Source organism: Cytobacillus oceanisediminis 2691, from assembly GCF_007678455.1.
Lineage (GTDB): Bacteria > Bacillota > Bacilli > Bacillales > Cytobacillaceae > Mesobacillus > Mesobacillus oceanisediminis_A.
Genome location: NZ_VEEP01000017.1, coordinates 13339 through 30537 on the forward strand (window position 1 = coordinate 13339; position 17199 = coordinate 30537).

General features: G+C 36.3%; 19 protein-coding genes and 2 pseudogenes. 4 read left to right on the plus strand and 17 right to left on the minus strand.

The genetic code is table 11. From position 1 onward, the window contains the following. Nucleotides 1-93: 93 nt before the first annotated feature. From FS736_RS22470 to FS736_RS22480, 3 genes are all read right to left on the minus strand, one after another. Nucleotides 94-969, minus strand: a complete 876-nt coding sequence (locus FS736_RS22470; protein WP_144481360.1) for a carbohydrate ABC transporter permease — start codon at nucleotides 967-969, stop codon at nucleotides 94-96. 9 nt (nucleotides 970-978) lie between these two features. Next, nucleotides 979-2199 (minus strand): ROK family protein, encoded by a 1221-nt coding sequence (locus FS736_RS22475; RefSeq protein ID WP_144481361.1) that lies wholly within the window; start codon nucleotides 2197-2199, stop codon nucleotides 979-981. Nucleotides 2200-2495: 296 nt separating this feature from the next. Further along, on the minus strand, nucleotides 2496-2942 hold the full coding sequence (locus FS736_RS22480; RefSeq protein ID WP_000620148.1) for a GNAT family N-acetyltransferase: 447 nt from the start codon (nucleotides 2940-2942) through the stop codon (nucleotides 2496-2498). 654 nt (nucleotides 2943-3596) lie between these two features. Here FS736_RS22480 and FS736_RS22485 point away from each other — a divergent pair. Then, a complete protein-coding gene (locus tag FS736_RS22485) occupies nucleotides 3597-3779 on the plus strand; it encodes a hypothetical protein (protein WP_048009494.1) in 183 nt (60 codons plus the stop codon). Nucleotides 3780-3931: 152 nt separating this feature from the next. Here FS736_RS22485 and FS736_RS22490 read toward each other — a convergent pair whose 3' ends face one another. From FS736_RS22490 to FS736_RS25300, 4 genes are all read right to left on the minus strand, one after another. After that, nucleotides 3932-4477 (minus strand): hypothetical protein, encoded by a 546-nt coding sequence (locus tag FS736_RS22490; RefSeq protein WP_144481362.1) that lies wholly within the window; start codon nucleotides 4475-4477, stop codon nucleotides 3932-3934. Between the two features lie 84 nt (nucleotides 4478-4561). Further along, on the minus strand, nucleotides 4562-5020 hold the full coding sequence (locus FS736_RS22495) for a hypothetical protein (RefSeq protein WP_144481363.1): 459 nt from the start codon (nucleotides 5018-5020) through the stop codon (nucleotides 4562-4564). Nucleotides 5021-5063: 43 nt separating this feature from the next. After that, the gene (locus FS736_RS25295) at nucleotides 5064-5645 is read right to left on the minus strand and encodes a DUF3231 family protein (protein ID WP_260983684.1); all 582 of its coding nucleotides are present in this window, start codon (nucleotides 5643-5645) and stop codon (nucleotides 5064-5066) included. Between the two features lie 31 nt (nucleotides 5646-5676). Next, nucleotides 5677-6078 (minus strand): DUF3231 family protein, encoded by a 402-nt coding sequence (locus FS736_RS25300; RefSeq protein ID WP_260983685.1) that lies wholly within the window; start codon nucleotides 6076-6078, stop codon nucleotides 5677-5679. A 238-nt stretch (nucleotides 6079-6316) separates the two neighbouring features. Between FS736_RS25300 and FS736_RS22505 the strand changes: the two genes are divergently transcribed. Further along, complete coding sequence (locus FS736_RS22505; protein WP_144481364.1) at nucleotides 6317-7213, plus strand: DMT family transporter; 897 nt, start codon at nucleotides 6317-6319, stop codon at nucleotides 7211-7213. 111 nt (nucleotides 7214-7324) lie between these two features. Here FS736_RS22505 and FS736_RS24520 read toward each other — a convergent pair whose 3' ends face one another. The 7 genes and pseudogenes from FS736_RS24520 to pdxR all read right to left on the minus strand — a co-directional run bounded on the left by FS736_RS24520 (nucleotide 7325) and on the right by pdxR (nucleotide 12280). Beyond that, on the minus strand, nucleotides 7325-7483 hold the full coding sequence (locus FS736_RS24520) for a hypothetical protein (protein ID WP_186326891.1): 159 nt from the start codon (nucleotides 7481-7483) through the stop codon (nucleotides 7325-7327). Continuing rightward, on the minus strand, nucleotides 7483-8589 hold the full coding sequence (gene eutH / locus FS736_RS22510; RefSeq protein ID WP_144481365.1) for an ethanolamine utilization protein EutH: 1107 nt from the start codon (nucleotides 8587-8589) through the stop codon (nucleotides 7483-7485). The genes FS736_RS24520 and eutH overlap by 1 nt, the downstream gene beginning before the upstream one ends. 61 nt (nucleotides 8590-8650) lie before the next feature. After that, the gene (locus FS736_RS22515) at nucleotides 8651-9208 is read right to left on the minus strand and encodes a helix-turn-helix domain-containing protein (protein WP_144481366.1); all 558 of its coding nucleotides are present in this window, start codon (nucleotides 9206-9208) and stop codon (nucleotides 8651-8653) included. Nucleotides 9209-9450: 242 nt separating this feature from the next. Then, on the minus strand, nucleotides 9451-9825 hold the full coding sequence (locus FS736_RS22520; RefSeq protein WP_144481367.1) for a hypothetical protein: 375 nt from the start codon (nucleotides 9823-9825) through the stop codon (nucleotides 9451-9453). Further along, nucleotides 9818-10192, minus strand: coding sequence for a hypothetical protein (locus FS736_RS22525; RefSeq protein ID WP_144481368.1), 375 nt, complete (start codon nucleotides 10190-10192; stop codon nucleotides 9818-9820). The genes FS736_RS22520 and FS736_RS22525 overlap by 8 nt, the downstream gene beginning before the upstream one ends. Before the next feature lie 134 nt (nucleotides 10193-10326). After that, a pseudogene (locus tag FS736_RS22530) lies at nucleotides 10327-10742 on the minus strand (nitric oxide synthase oxygenase); the annotation flags it as partial. Between the two features lie 152 nt (nucleotides 10743-10894). Continuing rightward, the gene (gene pdxR / locus FS736_RS22535; RefSeq protein ID WP_144481369.1) at nucleotides 10895-12280 is read right to left on the minus strand and encodes a MocR-like pyridoxine biosynthesis transcription factor PdxR; all 1386 of its coding nucleotides are present in this window, start codon (nucleotides 12278-12280) and stop codon (nucleotides 10895-10897) included. 126 nt (nucleotides 12281-12406) lie between these two features. On the opposite strand from pdxR, the gene FS736_RS22540 reads away from it, so the two are divergent. Beyond that, a complete protein-coding gene (locus tag FS736_RS22540; protein WP_144481370.1) occupies nucleotides 12407-13354 on the plus strand; it encodes a DMT family transporter in 948 nt (315 codons plus the stop codon). Between the two features lie 509 nt (nucleotides 13355-13863). Here FS736_RS22540 and ltrA read toward each other — a convergent pair. The 3 genes and pseudogenes from ltrA to FS736_RS22555 all read right to left on the minus strand — a co-directional run bounded on the left by ltrA (nucleotide 13864) and on the right by FS736_RS22555 (nucleotide 16495). Further along, nucleotides 13864-15192: a group II intron reverse transcriptase/maturase gene (gene ltrA / locus FS736_RS22545; protein WP_144481371.1), complete on the minus strand. Its 1329-nt coding sequence runs from the start codon at nucleotides 15190-15192 to the stop codon at nucleotides 13864-13866. Between the two features lie 455 nt (nucleotides 15193-15647). Then, nucleotides 15648-15965: pseudogene (locus tag FS736_RS22550) on the minus strand (lipid II flippase family protein); the annotation flags it as partial. A gap of 74 nt (nucleotides 15966-16039) precedes the next feature. After that, entirely contained in the window at nucleotides 16040-16495 is a 456-nt protein-coding gene (locus FS736_RS22555) for a hypothetical protein (RefSeq protein WP_144481372.1), read from the minus strand. Nucleotides 16496-16804: 309 nt separating this feature from the next. Here FS736_RS22555 and FS736_RS22560 point away from each other — a divergent pair. Beyond that, a partial coding sequence (locus FS736_RS22560) for an IS110 family transposase (protein WP_144481373.1) occupies nucleotides 16805-17199 on the plus strand: 395 nt, incomplete at its 3' end.

Sequence of the window (17199 nt, forward strand, 5' to 3'; positions counted from 1 at the left end):
ACAGTAAACCTTTTTTAAATATCCTAAGACTTGTAAGTTGATAGTCTTTCTGAAGGACAGTTGATTGTTTTGTAACCGGATTCATTTCCATGTTTAATCCGCCCACCTTTTCTGCATTTTCATCTGGATCAAAGTAATCACAAATATGACGATGAATAAAATCCATGACATTGCGGAAGCGTAGCCCATTTCAAAATACCTGAAAGCATGATTGTATATGTTTTGAACTAGCACATTGGTTGCGCCGCCAGGACCGCCTTCAGTCATGATCATGACCTGGTCAAAAACTTGGAATGAGTTAATCAAAGAAATGATGGTTACAAAAAATGTCGTAGGTGTCAAAAGCGGGAGGGTGATATTCCAGAATTTCTTCCAGGAATTTGCCCCATCGATATCTGCGGCTTCGTAGTAGGAGGTAGAAATATTTTGTAGGCCGCCTAAGAATAGTACCATAACAAATCCAATGTCTTTCCAGACACTTGTGATGATGATAGCTGGCATTGCTAGGCTTTCATCTTGGAGCCAATTAAGCCCCTCAATACCAACAAATGATAAGAAGTAATTTATTAATCCGTAACTAGGGTTGAACAGCCATTTCCATACAAGAGATACAGCAACCCACGATGTCACTACTGGTAAAAAATACGCTGCTCTAAAGAATGCTCTTAATTTTACTTTTCGATTAAGCAGTAGAGCACAAGCTAATCCGAAAATCATTACTAAGGGTAAATAGCCAATAATGAAAGTTACCGTGTGGGTAAATGCTGCCCAAAATTCTTTGTCCACCATTAGCTGTTTGTAATTATAAATACCGACGAATTCCATAGTGGAAATTAGGTCCCAATTCGTAAAGCTGATGGCTAATGATGATAAAAGCGGGAAAACGATAAAAGTAAGGAAACCGATTAAATTGGGCAAAAGGAACACAGCTACCCAAAAGGCTGTCTTTTTCTTTGTCATTCCAACCATGTTCTCACCTCAATTTAATATAGATTTAGATTCTTCATAGATTGGAGCCTGAAACAAATGAGTGATTGCGAGTAAGGCTGCCCCTTTTAGCCATGAATCATCTCCGAGTTCTGTTGGCCTTATTTCTGTTTGGATATTTGCGGCTGAAAAAAAGTTCACCCTTGCAACATCTACAGCGGCATCCAGGAATAAGTGCTTGTATTTCATCCCTTCTCCAATAAGCAAAATTGTATGGGGATTAAGTGCGTTAATTGCATTTAGTATGCCGTATCCCAGGTTTTCACCAAATGATTTCATCAATTCAATTGCAAGAACATCACCTTTTTCTGCTGCAGTAGATACTTCTTCGAATGAAAAATCTTCAATGATTGTTTCAGGATAGCTTTCTTTTATCTCACTGCCACGGTTAAATAGAAAGAATTCAGATGCATACATTTCAAGGCAACCTTTTTGTCCGCAGTGACATGGATACCCGCCAATTTTCATTACCGTATGGCCAAACTCACCAGCTCCCCCGGATTCTCCGTAATAAATTTTCTTATCGACCACGAGGGACATACCTAATCCGGCACCAACAGAGATACAGATGAAGTTTGACAGGTCTTTTCCTTCTCCATACCATAATTCCGCCATAGTGTAAGCGTTGACATTTTTATCAATGAATACTGGAATATTGTTCAGCTGCTCGCTTAACAATTGACATAAAGGTACGTTCTCCCATCCCAGCATGGATGATCTAACAATCGTACCTTCCTGGCGGTTGATTAATCCAGAAGCAGCGATTCCAATACCCATAAGTTGCTCCATTGGCTTATCAGCACTTTGTAAAAGCTCCTTAATTTCATCAGCAATCATCGATACAACATCCTGGATATTATCAAATCTGTTAAATTTCTTTTCTACTAAATCCAAAATGTCAGCGTTTAGATTGGTTAAAGCAAATAGAACTCTTTTCTCCTCAATCTTCACACCAACTGTATAGCCGTAATCCGCATTAAACTCCAGCAGTACAGGTCTTCTGCCCCCAGTAGATGTAGCAACACCAACTTCCCTTACCAGATCAACGGCCATTAGTTCATCAACAATGTAAGTTATTGTAGATAAACTCATCTTGGTGACCTTAGAAACATCAGACCTGCTGATCCTGCCTGATTTCCTAATTAGGTTAATTACTATGGATCGGTTAATTTCTTTGATTAGATCCTTACTGCCTTTCCTAAGTCCATTCATATTATCCATCTCCATAATTTACTAATTAAAGAGTAACTTACTTTCTTCATTGAAGCAAGTAAGTTTTTTCATTATTTTTCGACAATTTTATGTAAAATAAAATAGACTGCTGATTCGCAGTCTATTTGTTCTTCTTATTGAAGATAAGCACCCCTTTAGTTTAAGTGTAACTATTCACAAAACAAGAATACAAAAAGGGCTAGCAGCTGCCAACCTAAAACGTTCTATCTATTTGAAATATACTTTTAGCTATTCATCACTGCTGTTAGGTAATGAAACTGGAATATATTTGACACCTATTCTTTCACTATTGAGAGCCTCATAACAACTTCGTTTCCTTCCATTTCTCCCGTTTCTGAAAAACCAACTTTTTGATAAAGTTTTTTTGCCACTAAATTTTCTTCAACATAATTTATTTGGATATAGTCGAATAAATTTTCTTGCTTCAAAAATTCTATAGCTTTGTTTAATGCTTCTTTACCATAGCCTTTTCCTTGATATGCACTCCCTAACATAAATCGCCAAATCTCTACTTTCCTATTTTCTATTTTATAGTCAAACATTATAAATCCTACAATTGTATCATCATTATAAATAGCATAAGGCTTGGCTCTTTCGTAAAATACCCAGGCTTGTGCCAACGATCTCATATTTGATGAAACAAAGTTTTCCTGTTCTCCTACAAGTTCTAAGTCAAAAACTTTTTGGTAGTTATCAGCGTTTATTTTCTCTAATCTAATCATCTTATACATCTCCGAGTTTTGTTTAAATACTTGTTCTTGCGATAATTATAACATAATTTAAAAGACTGGGCATGGGTTTATATATAACACTAAAATTTGTTGAAGTCTTAATATATATTTTAAATAACTTGCCTTTCACTAACCTGCCTCTATAGTTCAATAAGGAATTCAACAAAAAAGGTGCTTAATCCTTCCTGGATCAACGCACCCGATAGTTTAAGTATAATGTTTCACAAGCCTTCAATCAGGACTCTTGTTAGGTCAATTAATAGATTTAACCGAGTACCAATATAAATCAAAATTCCAACTACAGCAAGTCTATAAACTATCGTCCAGTGATTACTATCCATATTAAACACCTCTGTGATTGTTATATTTAAGCTGAATATATATTTCTACATAACGGACACTTTTCCTTCTCCAGCCAATGCCTTGTTAAACTAAACTGCCTCTATAGTTGAATAAACAAAAAGTGCCACCGCAGCACTACTTACTTAACACTCGCACCCGTTAGTTTAAGTGTATTTATTCACAAACTTAAGACCTTATTAGACACCTGCCTGTTTCCTTTCTATACGTCCGTCCTTTATTTGTTGGTATAAATTTAAATGCGGTTACAGATAATATCCCTATAACAAATTAGGGGGTTATGAAATGGAAGGAGCAACCACAAGTAATAATGGAATGAGCACTTCTAATAAACTAAACCTTTCAGGTCTTGGTGTTGGAGCAATTGTACTAACCACTCTTTATACTGCTGTTTTAGCTTCGCAATTAATGGCTACCAAACATAAAGTCGATTACCTTTATTACAAAGAAATAACACAAAATAAATAGCTTATTATAGGCGGTGTTTTTTCACCGTCTTTTATTATACATAAAACAGCAATTTGAGCTAAACTGCCCCGTTTGCTCGATTAGGAATTCAACAAAAAAGGTGGCTAATCCTTCCGGATCAGCACACCCGTTTCTTTAAATATACTCATTTGTTACTTCAAATAATTCTTATAAATCGGATACTTTGGGAAATACGCACCTCCACTAAATAATATTTCTTTTGTTTCAACATCATATATTGCATATCTGCCACTAAATTCATTTTCTGTGTCTTTAAAGGAGTAGAAGAAAAAAACTTGCCTGTTGGGGCTGACTGACTGATGGTTTTTTAAATCTAAATCAGGATAAGTATGAAGAACATTTCCATCCCAAGTAATATAATTGTATCCTTTCACCTCTTTAAGTAATACCTTTTTCCTAGTATTAACCGATGCATCCGCCATTTCCTTAAAGAAACCCGCATCCAAATCTTCTTGGCTTTGCTTATGTCTTACATAAAATTCCTGATGTACTGGATACCTTTTATCTTTTAGAGCCTGGTAAAATTCATCTACAGTTTCATCAATGATTTTTTCAGTATTTGCAGGATACAGGTAGTCAACTTTATGTGAATTAGAAGCCCGTGAATAGACAGGATTGCCCAATAACTCAAAAATACTACATAAAATAAACAAGCTAATTAGTAAAGAATTTTTCATTTAGGTTACTCCTTTTTTTAAAGTAATGTGCCCTAAATGTTCAGTAACTAACCTGAAACGTTGGTTTAATAAAAGAAAGGAGTCTTATTTGTAAATGTTTTTGGTTAGACCTTTCTTTATTATTATTCCTACAACTAATCCAGGAATTACACACAGCATAGGAAGCCAAACAGGTCCCAGCAAAACCCCAAATAATAGAAAACTTGAGGAATAAATACATCCCACTGTAACAAGATAGGCAGAAAACACAAAGGGGAGAAAAGAATACTTTTCTTTCCCTCCTCCAGCATCCTTGTAGGCATCCCACATTGCAAAAAAATATAAACATGGATAAAACATTAACCACTGGTAATCAGCCTGTGCAATCGCATTTTGAATATCGCCTTGAAAACTTGCAATAATCACAACGTTGAAATTTGCTTGAACATTTACAAGAAACTCCAATATTACAAAAACAATGCCTTTAATTACTTTTCCGTTTAGAAACTGACCATACCCAGGAAGGGCGATGCTCCATAATAATTTTTCGATTGCATTATTCACATAATCCCAGTCCCCTTATTATTATCATCTTTTCATAGAAATGTTATTTTTTATAAAATTTGTTTCTATCAATGGGTTGTGGAGGTTGCTCCATCCAGCCTCGTTCAATCAAAAGTTTAAGCCCTTCGTCACCGTACCTCATTACCTCCCCTAAAACAAGGAAATAATGAGCCGCTAAATCTCTTCTCATTGAGACAGACAATGCATCTGCAAGTGCAGAAATAGCAATTTGGTTTGAAGTAGCTATAATAAACAGTATTAATCTTTCAGAAAATGGGGAAATTGTTGAATTTCTTACCTCCATAGTTATTGGAAATCCGATAAAATGATCATTTTCTTTTAATAACTTATCAAAAATATCCACTTGCTTTTTAGCCAGCTTTTTTCCCTTTAATAAATAGTTCTTTATTTCCTTATCTTTTGTTACCTGTATTAATCCCATCAAAAGGATTAGACCAACTGCATTTCTTTCGATTTCCATAAAAAGTTCTGTTATTTCTAAAGTATTTAGAGGTCTTTTCTCACCTAACCAGGTATTTATTAATGATGGTTGATTTTTAACAAACTCAACATTTTTTGGATACTCCATCTTTGGAGCCCGATCATTTAATCCTTTTGAAAGCATAAGGTTTAATGCTTTCTTATGTAATTCCGTCTCACTGTTTAAACACTCCGTAAAAATTATAAATATCAATTCGTGTCACTCTAGAAAGGGTATTAGCATACTGAGGAATAATTACTTGCCCTCCACGATATAGAAAACTTAAAGCAAATAAGTCTGTATAAAGGGCAGGGGCTGATAAGTCAATATCTTTATCCGAAAATCCCTTTGGTATTGGGAAGTTTTCTTTTTCAAAAATTGTTTCTACCTTTCCAATAACTGTTTCAACCAAAACCACAGTTTCTTTAATAATTGACTTTATCTCCTCATCTTGAAGGTATTGAAGAAAATATTTGTAAAAACATCTGACAGCTGTGTTTTGAATATATGTTCTCCACAGAGTTGCGATTTCAGCAGTAGTTAATTTAATATGTACATGATTATTTTCCATATCCATAAAATCCTCCCTATGTAAACTCTTGAGGATAATATCCCCGAAAATAGGAAAAGTATCTATGGAAACTTGTTCTTGTTGATTATTTGTAAATCCCTTATAATTTTCTAATACGCAAAAAATTATTATACAATCCTTAAAAATCTATAAAATAAAAGCCTTAACATTCTTTTTCAAAAGGTAACTTATATCGTAATAGAAAAACCACAAACAATCGCACTAGGGAAAGGAGCCTTTGTAAATGAATATTAAAGCTTCCCTTATGGCATTTTTCACAATCATTATTTGGGGTTCTACTTTTGCTGCCATTCGTGCTAGTTTACATGGTGGCTATGAGGCTGGGCATTTAGTTTTAGTACGATACCTAATTGCATCGGGGGCATTTCTCCTTTATGCTCTTTGGCCTAAGGTCAAATTTCAATTACCAAAAAAGAAAGATGTACTTAGTATACTTATCCTTAGTTGGGTTGGTATTAGCGTCTACCATATTGGAGTAACCTTCGGCGAACAAACTGTCTCCGCAGGGGCAGCAGGTATGCTTATTGGCTCTGCACCTATTTTCACAGCAATTATTGCCATTATCGTTTTAAAGGAACGACTAAGTTTACTGGGCTGGATTGGTCTTGGTATTGGATTTATTGGTATTCTTTGTATTACTATTGGTTCATCAGGATCATCTCTGAACATCACGAAAGGATCTCTGCTAATACTAATTTCTGCAGTAGCAACATCATTGTTTTTTGTTTTTCAAAAAAAATTATTAACTAGATACAATCCTATTGAATTGACCGCTTATTTTACATGGGGAGGTACTCTTCCTTTTTTCTATTTTCTACCTGGCTTAACTACATCGATCCATAACGCAACTCTAGAGGCACATCTGTCTACACTGTATGTTGGGGTTTTTCCAGCCGCCATTGCTTATGTGACATGGGCAATCGCGTTATCCTTGGGAAGTGCAAGTTCTGTTAGCAGTATGATGTATTTAGAACCAGCAATTGCTATATTCGTAGCTTGGATTTGGCTAAATGAGCTACCTACTACAGTTTCAATTATCGGAGGAATAATAGCGCTATCCGGTGTGCTTTTAGTAAATATGCTTGGCAAACGATCTTATAAAGGGTTACTAAAAGGGTGAAGATGCTTCTCTTCACCTTTAGTCTATAAAAATACTTCGTATAGATTAAATGCCTAGTCAACAACATGTTTTGCATGAATATGAGTAGTATTAAATATAGAGATAGTTGTATCATCCTGATTTATAGCAAAGGGATTTCAGTACAGCCCAGAATAATCCCCCAGCACCCTGCTGAACGGGTTGATTTATAACATCCATATAGATACTTTTCGACGGTGGTTTAAACTCTTCTAGTTGTCTTAACTTTTCAATCCTATCCCTGATATTCATTACAAATACCCCCCATTTTCCTTAAGACCAAGTTTTCTACTTTCACGGTCATACAGCCATACTGCCAGTACTATACTAATTATTCCGGCAGTAAGCTTTGATATTATAAATGCTCCTATCATATTTGGTGCTACTCCTGACACAAATCCAAGTTGACCACCAAATACAAATGCTCCACTTACTCCAAAGGCGGTACATACCACTTTTCCTTTAGGATTCATTTCCTTATATGTGGCAAATATCAACAGATTACTGGCTAAACTCCCTAGAATGCCTGCTACTGACACCGAATTAAGTCCAAGCTTCTCTCCTGTTTTTTCAAAACTCTTTTTAAAAATTCGATTTAATAGTGCTAGCATTGGATATGCTCCACCTAAAACAAATGCGATTTTGACTACTATAACAGTAGATTCATATAATGGTGCTAATCCTGATACAAGCCTTAGACCAAATATCACATCTATACCTTGTAAAAGTAGTCCAACAGTACTCAAACTCACTATTAGCTTTCCAAATATATTAAAAGCTTTTATAAAAACAAGAGGGATTTTTAATAATCCTACCCCTAAAATAATGGTAAAAACAAATATTGGTACCATATTCAACGCTAATACATTGGTATTTACTTTTTGCCATAATCCTGCTGCAAGACATCCAATTGGTATAGTAATAATTCCAATCAACACACCCTTAGCAAAATATTTTTCATCCTCTTTAGAAAGCATTCCTAATGCGACAGGTATTGAAAAACTAATTGTGGCTCCTAAAGTGGATGCAATGATAATTCCTGAGAATGCCCCCATTTCCTCTGTCAAAGCCAGCTTATTAGCCATTTGATAGCCCCCCATATCTACAGCCAAAAATGCTGCAGGAACTATAGAAGGATCTAGATGAAAAACTTCACAAATCGGAATAATCGCAGCCGATAAAAAATTTGTAAATATAGGCACTAAAGAAATTATTCCAATCATGCCAAGCCCTAAAGCCCCCATGGTCTTTATGCCTTCTTCAAATTTCACACCCAGTTTTAAATGATTTCCAGTAATATAATCAATAGCTCCTATTACAAAAAAAGATCCGATTAGATATAAAATTAATTTATCCATTGTAAATATCACTTTCAATTAATTTTGAATAACATAGTGTCTTTACTAATTTATTTTAAACCTAATTATTGTAGATATAATTAGGTGTATTAACAGCTATTAGCTTGACCTTTTTATTAGTATAATTAACCCAATTGTGGGCAACATTTGAGTTTATATGAACACTGTCACCAGGATATACTTCATATCTCATATCATTTACGTAAACAGTCAATATCCCCTCTAAAACATAAATAAACTCTTCCCCCTCATGCTTATAGGATAATATTTCTTCATCTTTTTTTTGAGGAAGAATTTCTATTAATCTCGGAACAAGTTGTTTATTTTCCAAATTCGTACTTAAACTATACTTAATAAATCCTCCTTCTACCGAATTTATTAATTCTTGTTGATAACTTCTTAAAACGATGTCTTTCCTTTTTAGTGGATAATCAAAAAAGTGTGTTAAATGTACTTCCAAAATATCAGCTAGTTTTTCAAGAGAATCAACAGCAATAGTTGTAAGCCCCCTTTCTAATTGAGAAAGAAATCCAACAGATAGTTCGCTTTTTTCACTTAACTCTTTCAAAGTCATTCCCTTTTCAGTCCTCAGTTTCTTTATTTCCATTCCTATATTCATTACTTCACCTCCTAATTTCATTTTTATAAACATTATAACATTTATATGAAAATTTATCGGTTTTTTACGAAACATTTTCATATAAATGAAATTGTTCGATTGATCCCATCCCTACACTAATATAAAAACAAAATGCATTGATAGCATTTCTTATGCTCTACATTCTATATTCATCATTATTCGTAGAAATTGCTTGCCCATGTGTTAACTTAAATCGAACGCCATATGCTTTTTTGATTTGTTCATAGTAAATTTTCTTTTTCTGTATTTGAACCAAGTAAGAGTGCTGCTCGTTCAGCTACCTGGTGGCTAACTTCGGAATTATCGTTGGTAAATAGGCATTCTAATGCTGTACAGTAGTTAAATATTTTTAAAGGGAGAACAGATTCACCCCTTGCTATTTTAATGAATGCCATTGAACGCCCTATTCTAGTTAATTCTTTATTAAAAGGGTTAGTTGAAGGGGATTTGTCCCCGTCTATTAACTTTTGTGCTCCAGCTGTGTAATAACCATTAAATTGTTCTCTAGCCTGTAAGATTTGAGCTTTTGCAAAAACACTTTCTTTCTGGAACCCTTCCCCTGTAGAATAAACTGAAGAAATAGATGCCCTATGCACTATTCCATCTTTGGGGTCGGAACCGTATAGGTGTAAATAACATCCGTACATATAAACTATGATCTTCAATACGCCATAAATCAGTTAAAAATCGGTCTGTTTCTCTCAGAAAGGTAAACGCATAATTTATAGGTGATTTTTCTTCTCCATACATCTCATTTAAGCTTGAAAAATCACCTTCAGCATAAACATATGTACTTTCTTTTAACTCCTGATATCCAACAACTCCTATATATTCATATATATCTGTGGTATCCATTAGATTTTCAATGTATTTATTATTATTGGTTATCCTTACATTCTTCCAAGGCAAAATTCCCTTGTTTAAAACTGAATAATGGATTGGTGCAATAAATCTATACTTCATGATAATGCTTCAATGTCATTTATATATATATTTGATATTATCATTTATTGGGCTATTAATTGTAATATCCATTTTTCGAATAGTTAACACAAAATAAAACAGACCCACAAAAATTCAATTGGTGGTCTGTACTTTTAATAGTGCCGGTCCTGAAAAAAATAATTTGGCTTAATAATTTCATTTTTATAATCATTATGGAAGATATGGGAGGTGGCCGGAGAAATAGGTGGAATAAGCCACGTCCAATCACCTGTAAGATTTCGGTCGCTCGCTTTCTCCCTGTCCTCAAATTGCTTGAACTGTGCAGCTGCGGTATGGTGGTCAACAATGGAAACCTTTTTTTCATTAAATGAATTCAGGACGCTCGCAACAATTCAACCAATGACCTATCTTTTTCTTGGCTGTATTAAGCCCCATCCTCTCAGCAATCTAAGGCAGCAAATTATAGCGTGAGTCGTCCGCAAGAATGCGCGCTCCTGATTTCTGTTCCCATATACCAGCCATTGAACGGAGCGGCGGTATATTCTAATCCTGTGTATTTCATCATAAGGGGATTCATCGAAAAAACCTTTATGTTGATGTAGGTATTTTCGAGGGTAAGTAATTTATGATTGGTTAAACTACATTACTCTATCTTTTGTTACTTAAGCAATATTTGGTTTGTTCCTCCAGCGCAGTAAATCTCACAGCATTTTTGGGGTGCTACCCACCCCAGGCTTTCGCCAACAAGTGAACTCCCGAATAGATCTCTTCCTCAGATAATACTGCAAAACCCAATAGAATGGTTTGATAGTCACTTAGACCATAATCTGATACAGGATAAACTTTGATATCATATTTAGCAGCCTGTTCAATAAGCTCTTTTTCCATCATACCGTTATTCGTGCGGACTAATAGATGCAATCCAGAATCCTGGCCGATGATTTCAATTGAATTTGGGAAATGATTCGAAAGCGCAGTGATGAGTGCATCTCTTTTTTTATTGTAAACAATTCGCATTTTGTTAATATGTTTTTTCCAGCTGCCTTCCTGCATAAATCTTTTTATGATCTCTTGGTCAAGACGAGACACAGACTGAACGAAGTGAAAATAATGTTCATGGTACTTTTCCATTAACGGTTTGGGAAGGACAATATAAGCCATGCGCAGGGACGGCAGCAACGCTTTAGAAAATGTACCCATATAGATTACTTTTTCATCGGAATCCAGGCTTTGTAATGCAGGGATAGGTTTGCCTGAATAACGAAATTCACTGTCATAATCATCCTCGACGATGTATCGTCCCTTTTTTTCCTTCGCCCAACTCAATAACTGCTTACGCCTTGATATCGGCATTATCATTCCACAAGGAAATTGGTGCGACGGCGTAACAAAAGCTATATTAGCGCCACTTTCCTTTAAGCTGGTTATGATGATTCCTTCATCATCAAGCTGAATTCCCTTCACACTATCAGGTCCTTTTTCGAAGGTTATAAGTCTTTTATGGTATCCGGGGTCTTCAACAGCATACAAGCTTCCCTTTAATAGCTTAAACAAAAGTCGTATTAGAGTTGGTGTTCCTGACCCAATGATTATCTGGCTCGGCGATGTCCGGACGCCACGGGATTCGTACAGATAAGAGGCAATTTCTTCACGGAGTTCGTAGTCTCCCTGAGGATGCCCAATCGACAGCAGTTGTTTACTCTCATCCCTTAATACATCATTTGCTATTTTTCGAAAAACAGCAAAAGGAAATGTATGGTAATCAACTCCAGTATGAGTGAAATCGAAGGTGACGTCGCCTTTTAAGATTTTTTCCTGGATATAACCGGTATTTTTTTCAGCACTAGAAAATGTTGGCTCAATTTCACAAACAAAATACCCTTTTCGTGGGATTCCCTCGATATATCCTTCGGCAACAAGCTGGTCGTACGCTGCCTCTATAGTGTTTTGGCTCACCTTTAGATACCGAGAAAGTTTTCGTTTGGAAGGCAGCTTAGTATTTGGCTTAAGCCTCCCTTTATCAATCTCTTGCTTAATATAATTATACAACTGTACATATTGAGGTTCTTTACTATACGAATCAAATTTTGGTGTTAATTCAAACATTCATCTGACCCCCTGGCAATTACAAAAACTGACCCTATAAACAAGGTCAGTTCTTTATTATAATACAACTATAGAAACATTTCTATTAATTACAATTAAAAAACTATTAGTAGGGAGGCAATCATCATGAAAACATCCCGATATGTCGGACTTTTGATGATAATTAGTGGAGCAACATTATGGGGTCTCTCCGGACCAATGATCCAGTGGCTTTTTCAAAGCAGCGAATTAACTCTGAATAATTTCCTTGTTGTGCGATTAATTATGGCTGGAATCATCACTTTGGGGCTGTTGTATCTCACTCAAAAAAACATTTTTGGCATTTGGAAGCATCGTCGCTCTTGGTTTCAACTCATGATTTTTGGTGTGTTAGGTATGCTTGGCGCCCAGTACGCTTTTATAGAAACCATCCGTGTAAGTAATGCAGTCACAGCAGTATTATTCCAATTTCTTGGTCCAGTTTTCATTACCATTTATGTAGCATGGCAAACAAGAAAACTGCCAACAATAATGCAATTCCTAGCTGTAATTGCAGCCTTAGTTGGAACCGTTCTCCTAATTACAAATGGCTCAATGGAAACTGTCATATTATCGAAAAGGGCCATTATTCTTGGACTACTAACTACACTTGGTTTTACTTTCTACACACTCCATCCTATTTCATTGATCAAGGAGTGGGGAACCTCGGTCATCATTGGTTGGGGTATGTTAATTGGCGGCATTGTCCTGTTAATATTCAATCCTGGTTTTAGCGTTGTACAATTGGCGCAAACCTTAACAATTCATACATTTTCGATGATGCTTCTTGTGATTATCAGCGGCACAGTTTCTTTTATTCTCTATATTGGCAGTCTCAAGTATTTAAGCGCCACGGAAACAAGTTTATTATCCAGTATCGAACCCCTAGTTGCTGCAATGGTCTCTATCCTGTGGTTAAACGTAGGGTTTGGCACTACTCAACTATTAGGCGGATTCTTTATCGTTACAGCTGTTGTCCTCTTATCGTTCCCGGATAATCAGCAAAGTAAAAAACAACTGCAGAGTATATGTATTAATGATAGGAGACAGGTTTAAAAAAATTTGAGGACAACCACTTGTCTTGATAATGGATTAAGGGTTCCTACCTTTAATTACGGGAAGCCTTGCAGATTAATTTCCTGAAGTTCATTGGAAATAAGAAGGACATGCATCTCAGTGAGGCTAAGATGCATGTCCTTTTTTATTCTATAAATTATTACACAGGTACACTACCACTAAAATTTTATCGGCTTAGGTTCGTTAATTACCTTGCTTTCACTTTTCCTATTAGTCCATGCAAAATCCTTACAAAAATGCTTCACGTTAAATGACAGTGGCTATGGAAGCCCACCCTAGTACATTATATTGCAAGACTCGGTCTCTTCGAATGCCGGGTCCAGAAATAAAGACTGGAACCGGCTCCCCTGTATGTTGGTGGGGTACCGACGGTTACATTGAGGAGTCGAGTAGAAGGGAGCCTTTCTACCTTTCGGTAAATTGTACTCCTCCCCCCTCACAGAACCGTGCTTGCGCTATTAACGCACACGGCTCCTCCAAATTACCGTTCACAGAATGTAGCTAATTTCTTTTCTCAAGTCATAGATATTCACTTTGATTCTTGGTGAAGGTAGTGGATATTTATTAAGAAAGAGCCTGAATTTATCCCAAGTAAAGGATTTCCTTTGGCTTCTTCTGTTTAGCCACTTAAACAGTAAGTACTCAATTTTCGCTTTGAAGTTATTAACAGTTTGGGTATTATCTGTGATGCCATAATAGTTGTAATAACCTATTAGTGAGCGTTTAAATCTATCCATAATCATATGAATATCTTTATTTCTATTATTCTTCAGCCATTCTTTCGTTTCTCTTAGTTTGCCTTGGACTTTCCTTCTGCTTGTTTTCCGCTTTACTCGGAACTTCCCGTGTTTACTTATCCCACAATAGTGTGTAAATCCGAGGAAATCAAAGGTGTCTGGTTTCCCAGTCCCGTCACGTTTTGCATTCTTTTCCGCAAACCGTCCGAAGGGAATTATTTTCGTTTTATCCTCAGCTATTTCCAGGTTAAATTTCTTTAACCTCGCTTTTAATGAATGGAAGAATTGATGCGCTTCGCTTTTATTCTGAAAACAACATACAAAATCATCTGCGTATCTTACTATAAATGCCTGGCCTTTACATTGTTTTCTAACCACTTTCTCAAACCATAGATCAAGCACATAATGGAGATAGACATTGGCTAATATAGGAGATATCACTCCACCTTGCGGAGTGCCATTGTCTGTCTTGTATTTCTTACCTTCCTCCATGTATCCACCTTTAAGAAACCTGCTGATTATTCTCAGTAGGTTTGGGTCAGTGATTCGGAGTTTCAAGAATTCCATCATCCATTTGTGGTCAACGTTATCAAAGAATCCTTTAATATCTACATCGACTACATAGCTTACTGCTCTCTTCTCAATATATTGATTCAGTATTTTCAGCGCATCGTGGCAGTTTCTATTTGGACGGAACCCAAATGAGCAGTCTAGAAAGTCATTTTCATAGATGGCATTTAGTATTTTCGTAATGCCCTTTTGAACAATTTTATCTTCATGTTCCGGTATTCCCAATGGTCTCATCTTGTTTGAATTGAGCTTTGGTATATACATTCGTCTTACAGGAACAGGACGATAACTTTTGCTTTTAAGCCTACTTACTAAATCTGCTATGTTTTCTTCCAGGCTGTCACTGTATTGTTCTTTTGTCGTTCCGTTAATACCAGTTGCCTTTTTATTAGGTAATTCATGATGACACTGAGTTAAAGATTGCTCATTCAGTAAATGTGCAAGAGAGGTAAACTTCATTTTAGGCTCAGATCTTGCTAATTCTGCTATCCTTAGTAGTTTTGTTTCCATTTATTATTCCTACCTCTGTGTGTAGTAAATGTGTCCCTAGTAAGGGTGATAACTGGTAGCTAGCCTTCCCTCCATAGGCATTACCCAACTTCATTGGTACTACGCTGCTATCCGACTCCCTACCATCGGCATTTGGTTTCCTTGCTTGTTATCGCTTGTAGACCATACTCTTCAAAAGAAAAGAAAAGACCGGTAGGGTCTCCCGAGTTGCCGTATCATATCAATGTGTAACGTGCCAAGGTCTCTGACTCCAGGGAAGCTTTACCCTTCTTGCCTTTTACGAAGGATAAAATGTTGCTTTCTGCACGCAGGTAAGGCATCAGCCTTCCCGATTTACTATATGGAGCTCAATCCCTTCAACCATTTGGCTTTCGGCCCGTCACCTAACTGTCTACGCTTAAAGACTAAAGTTACCTTTAGCCCTCCAAGACTCGCTACGAGTGAATGGCTAGTTCTTACTCGGCGGGAATCCCACCCGCTATATGATACGACCTAGGCTCGGCCGCACACCTGCCCCGTTTGTTTATCCACTCAGCGAACCAAGCGACATAGTACGCAGCAGGAATAAAAATTAACTGGGCAGCTATCGTTCCAACCAATTTGGAACTAACCATTGTCAAAGAATAACTTTTCAAGTAGATCGCAATTCCATTTATAATTCCAGAAGACATCAATGCGGCCTGGGCATAATCACTTGGGACTAGCATTGAGGCGTAAATCGATGAAAGAACACCTGTCGTAAACACAGCAGAAATAAGAACATTTATTAAAAAGAGACGTTTAGGATTTAAGTATGGCCACTTTCCTGAAGTTACAGAATTTAATTTTCATGGTAGTTCAATAGGTATTAGTCGGTATCTTCAGCCCAAAGTATACCAATCTTATATTTATCTATCGCCAAAATTCCTGTATCGAAAGTAGAATCTGTTATTGGTGTCCACCCTCTAAGTCGATAGGATCCTGCATCTTCTTCAAAATATCCATTAGTAAAAAATGCAGCTTTCCTATGAAATATACTTAAAAAATAACTACTTAATGTTTTTGCCTCAGGTTTTGCATCTAATTCAGTGTCATAAGCCATATCAAAAGACAAGATATATTCAAGGATTCTTTGAGCTTCGTTTTTATCAACTTTCTTCCAGTTTTCCTTAATTTCAATGGGCTTAAAACCAATCTCATTCAAAAATTGATCCTTAGTAATTTTATCTGAGGCAAGTTGTATATTTTTAAACTCACAAGTGATATTTCCTGTATTTCTTTTACTTAACAATATTTGATTAAAGTCTTCAATGTTATTAATCATTCTATCACCAACCTTTTTTTTATTACATTTCGTTCCTCACCTATCCTGCCCCGTTCGTATTATAAGGTCATCCAGAAAAGAAAATATTTCTGGTTGACCTTTTTCTATATGGTCTTATTATAACGGTAGCCGGGGTAAAACGTAACTGCCCGTGGGATCTGAATCCCGTCAACAAAACAGTTTGCCCCCTACTTGTAGAAACATGATTGAGGCTGGTTGGGACATAGATCTCGTATAACAAGCGAAGCTGTGACACTGCAAGGAAAATAAGGGGTACCGGCAAAATAAAAGATTAGGAGATGGTTATGAATGAATCCAGTCGTTGGCCTGGATATTTCTAAGGGGGAAAGTCAGGTTCAAGCTTTTGTCGATAAAGGCAAACCCTTCCGTAAGAGCTTTAAAGTAGCTCATACACTTCAGGGGCTTGATTCACTTGTAGAGTTTTTAGAGGTAGTACAAAAAGAATCCGGTCTAAAACCTCCAGTTATTCTTGAAGCTACTGGACACTATCAAACATCCGTAGTCCAATATTTAGAGGAACGTGGTTATTTATTAATCATTATTAACCCATTGATTTCCTACAAGGCGAAAAGTTCGAGTTTAAGGAAAGTAAAGACAGATGCCATTGATGCTTACCACCTCTGCGAGTTGTATTACAAGGAAGAGTTAGAGCCATATAAAAAGCGAGGGGTCCAGCTTTTAAA

What these genes read in the sequence shown, in the direction of transcription:
- FS736_RS22485 (WP_048009494.1), top strand. Translation starts at nt 3,597, where the DNA reads ATGGAAGGAGCAACCACAAGTAATAATGGAATGAGCACTTCTAATAAA.
- FS736_RS22475 (WP_144481361.1), bottom strand. Translation starts at nt 2,199, where the DNA reads ATGAATGGACTTAGGAAAGGCAGTAAGGATCTAATCAAAGAAATTAAC.
- FS736_RS22515 (WP_144481366.1), bottom strand. Translation starts at nt 9,208, where the DNA reads ATGAATATAGGAATGGAAATAAAGAAACTGAGGACTGAAAAGGGAATG.
- FS736_RS24520 (WP_186326891.1), bottom strand. Translation starts at nt 7,483, where the DNA reads ATGAATATCAGGGATAGGATTGAAAAGTTAAGACAACTAGAAGAGTTT.
- FS736_RS22505 (WP_144481364.1), top strand. Translation starts at nt 6,317, where the DNA reads ATGAATATTAAAGCTTCCCTTATGGCATTTTTCACAATCATTATTTGG.
- FS736_RS22525 (WP_144481368.1), bottom strand. Translation starts at nt 10,192, where the DNA reads ATGAAGTATAGATTTATTGCACCAATCCATTATTCAGTTTTAAACAAG.
- FS736_RS22490 (WP_144481362.1), bottom strand. Translation starts at nt 4,477, where the DNA reads ATGAAAAATTCTTTACTAATTAGCTTGTTTATTTTATGTAGTATTTTT.
- FS736_RS22480 (WP_000620148.1), bottom strand. Translation starts at nt 2,942, where the DNA reads ATGATTAGATTAGAGAAAATAAACGCTGATAACTACCAAAAAGTTTTT.
- FS736_RS22470 (WP_144481360.1), bottom strand. Translation starts at nt 969, where the DNA reads ATGGTTGGAATGACAAAGAAAAAGACAGCCTTTTGGGTAGCTGTGTTC.
- FS736_RS22540 (WP_144481370.1), top strand. Translation starts at nt 12,407, where the DNA reads ATGAAAACATCCCGATATGTCGGACTTTTGATGATAATTAGTGGAGCA.
- ltrA (WP_144481371.1), bottom strand. Translation starts at nt 15,192, where the DNA reads ATGGAAACAAAACTACTAAGGATAGCAGAATTAGCAAGATCTGAGCCT.
- pdxR (WP_144481369.1), bottom strand. Translation starts at nt 12,280, where the DNA reads ATGTTTGAATTAACACCAAAATTTGATTCGTATAGTAAAGAACCTCAA.
- FS736_RS25300 (WP_260983685.1), bottom strand. Translation starts at nt 6,078, where the DNA reads ATGGATATGGAAAATAATCATGTACATATTAAATTAACTACTGCTGAA.
- FS736_RS22555 (WP_144481372.1), bottom strand. Translation starts at nt 16,495, where the DNA reads ATGATTAATAACATTGAAGACTTTAATCAAATATTGTTAAGTAAAAGA.
- eutH (WP_144481365.1), bottom strand. Translation starts at nt 8,589, where the DNA reads ATGGATAAATTAATTTTATATCTAATCGGATCTTTTTTTGTAATAGGA.
- FS736_RS25295 (WP_260983684.1), bottom strand. Translation starts at nt 5,645, where the DNA reads ATGCTTTCAAAAGGATTAAATGATCGGGCTCCAAAGATGGAGTATCCA.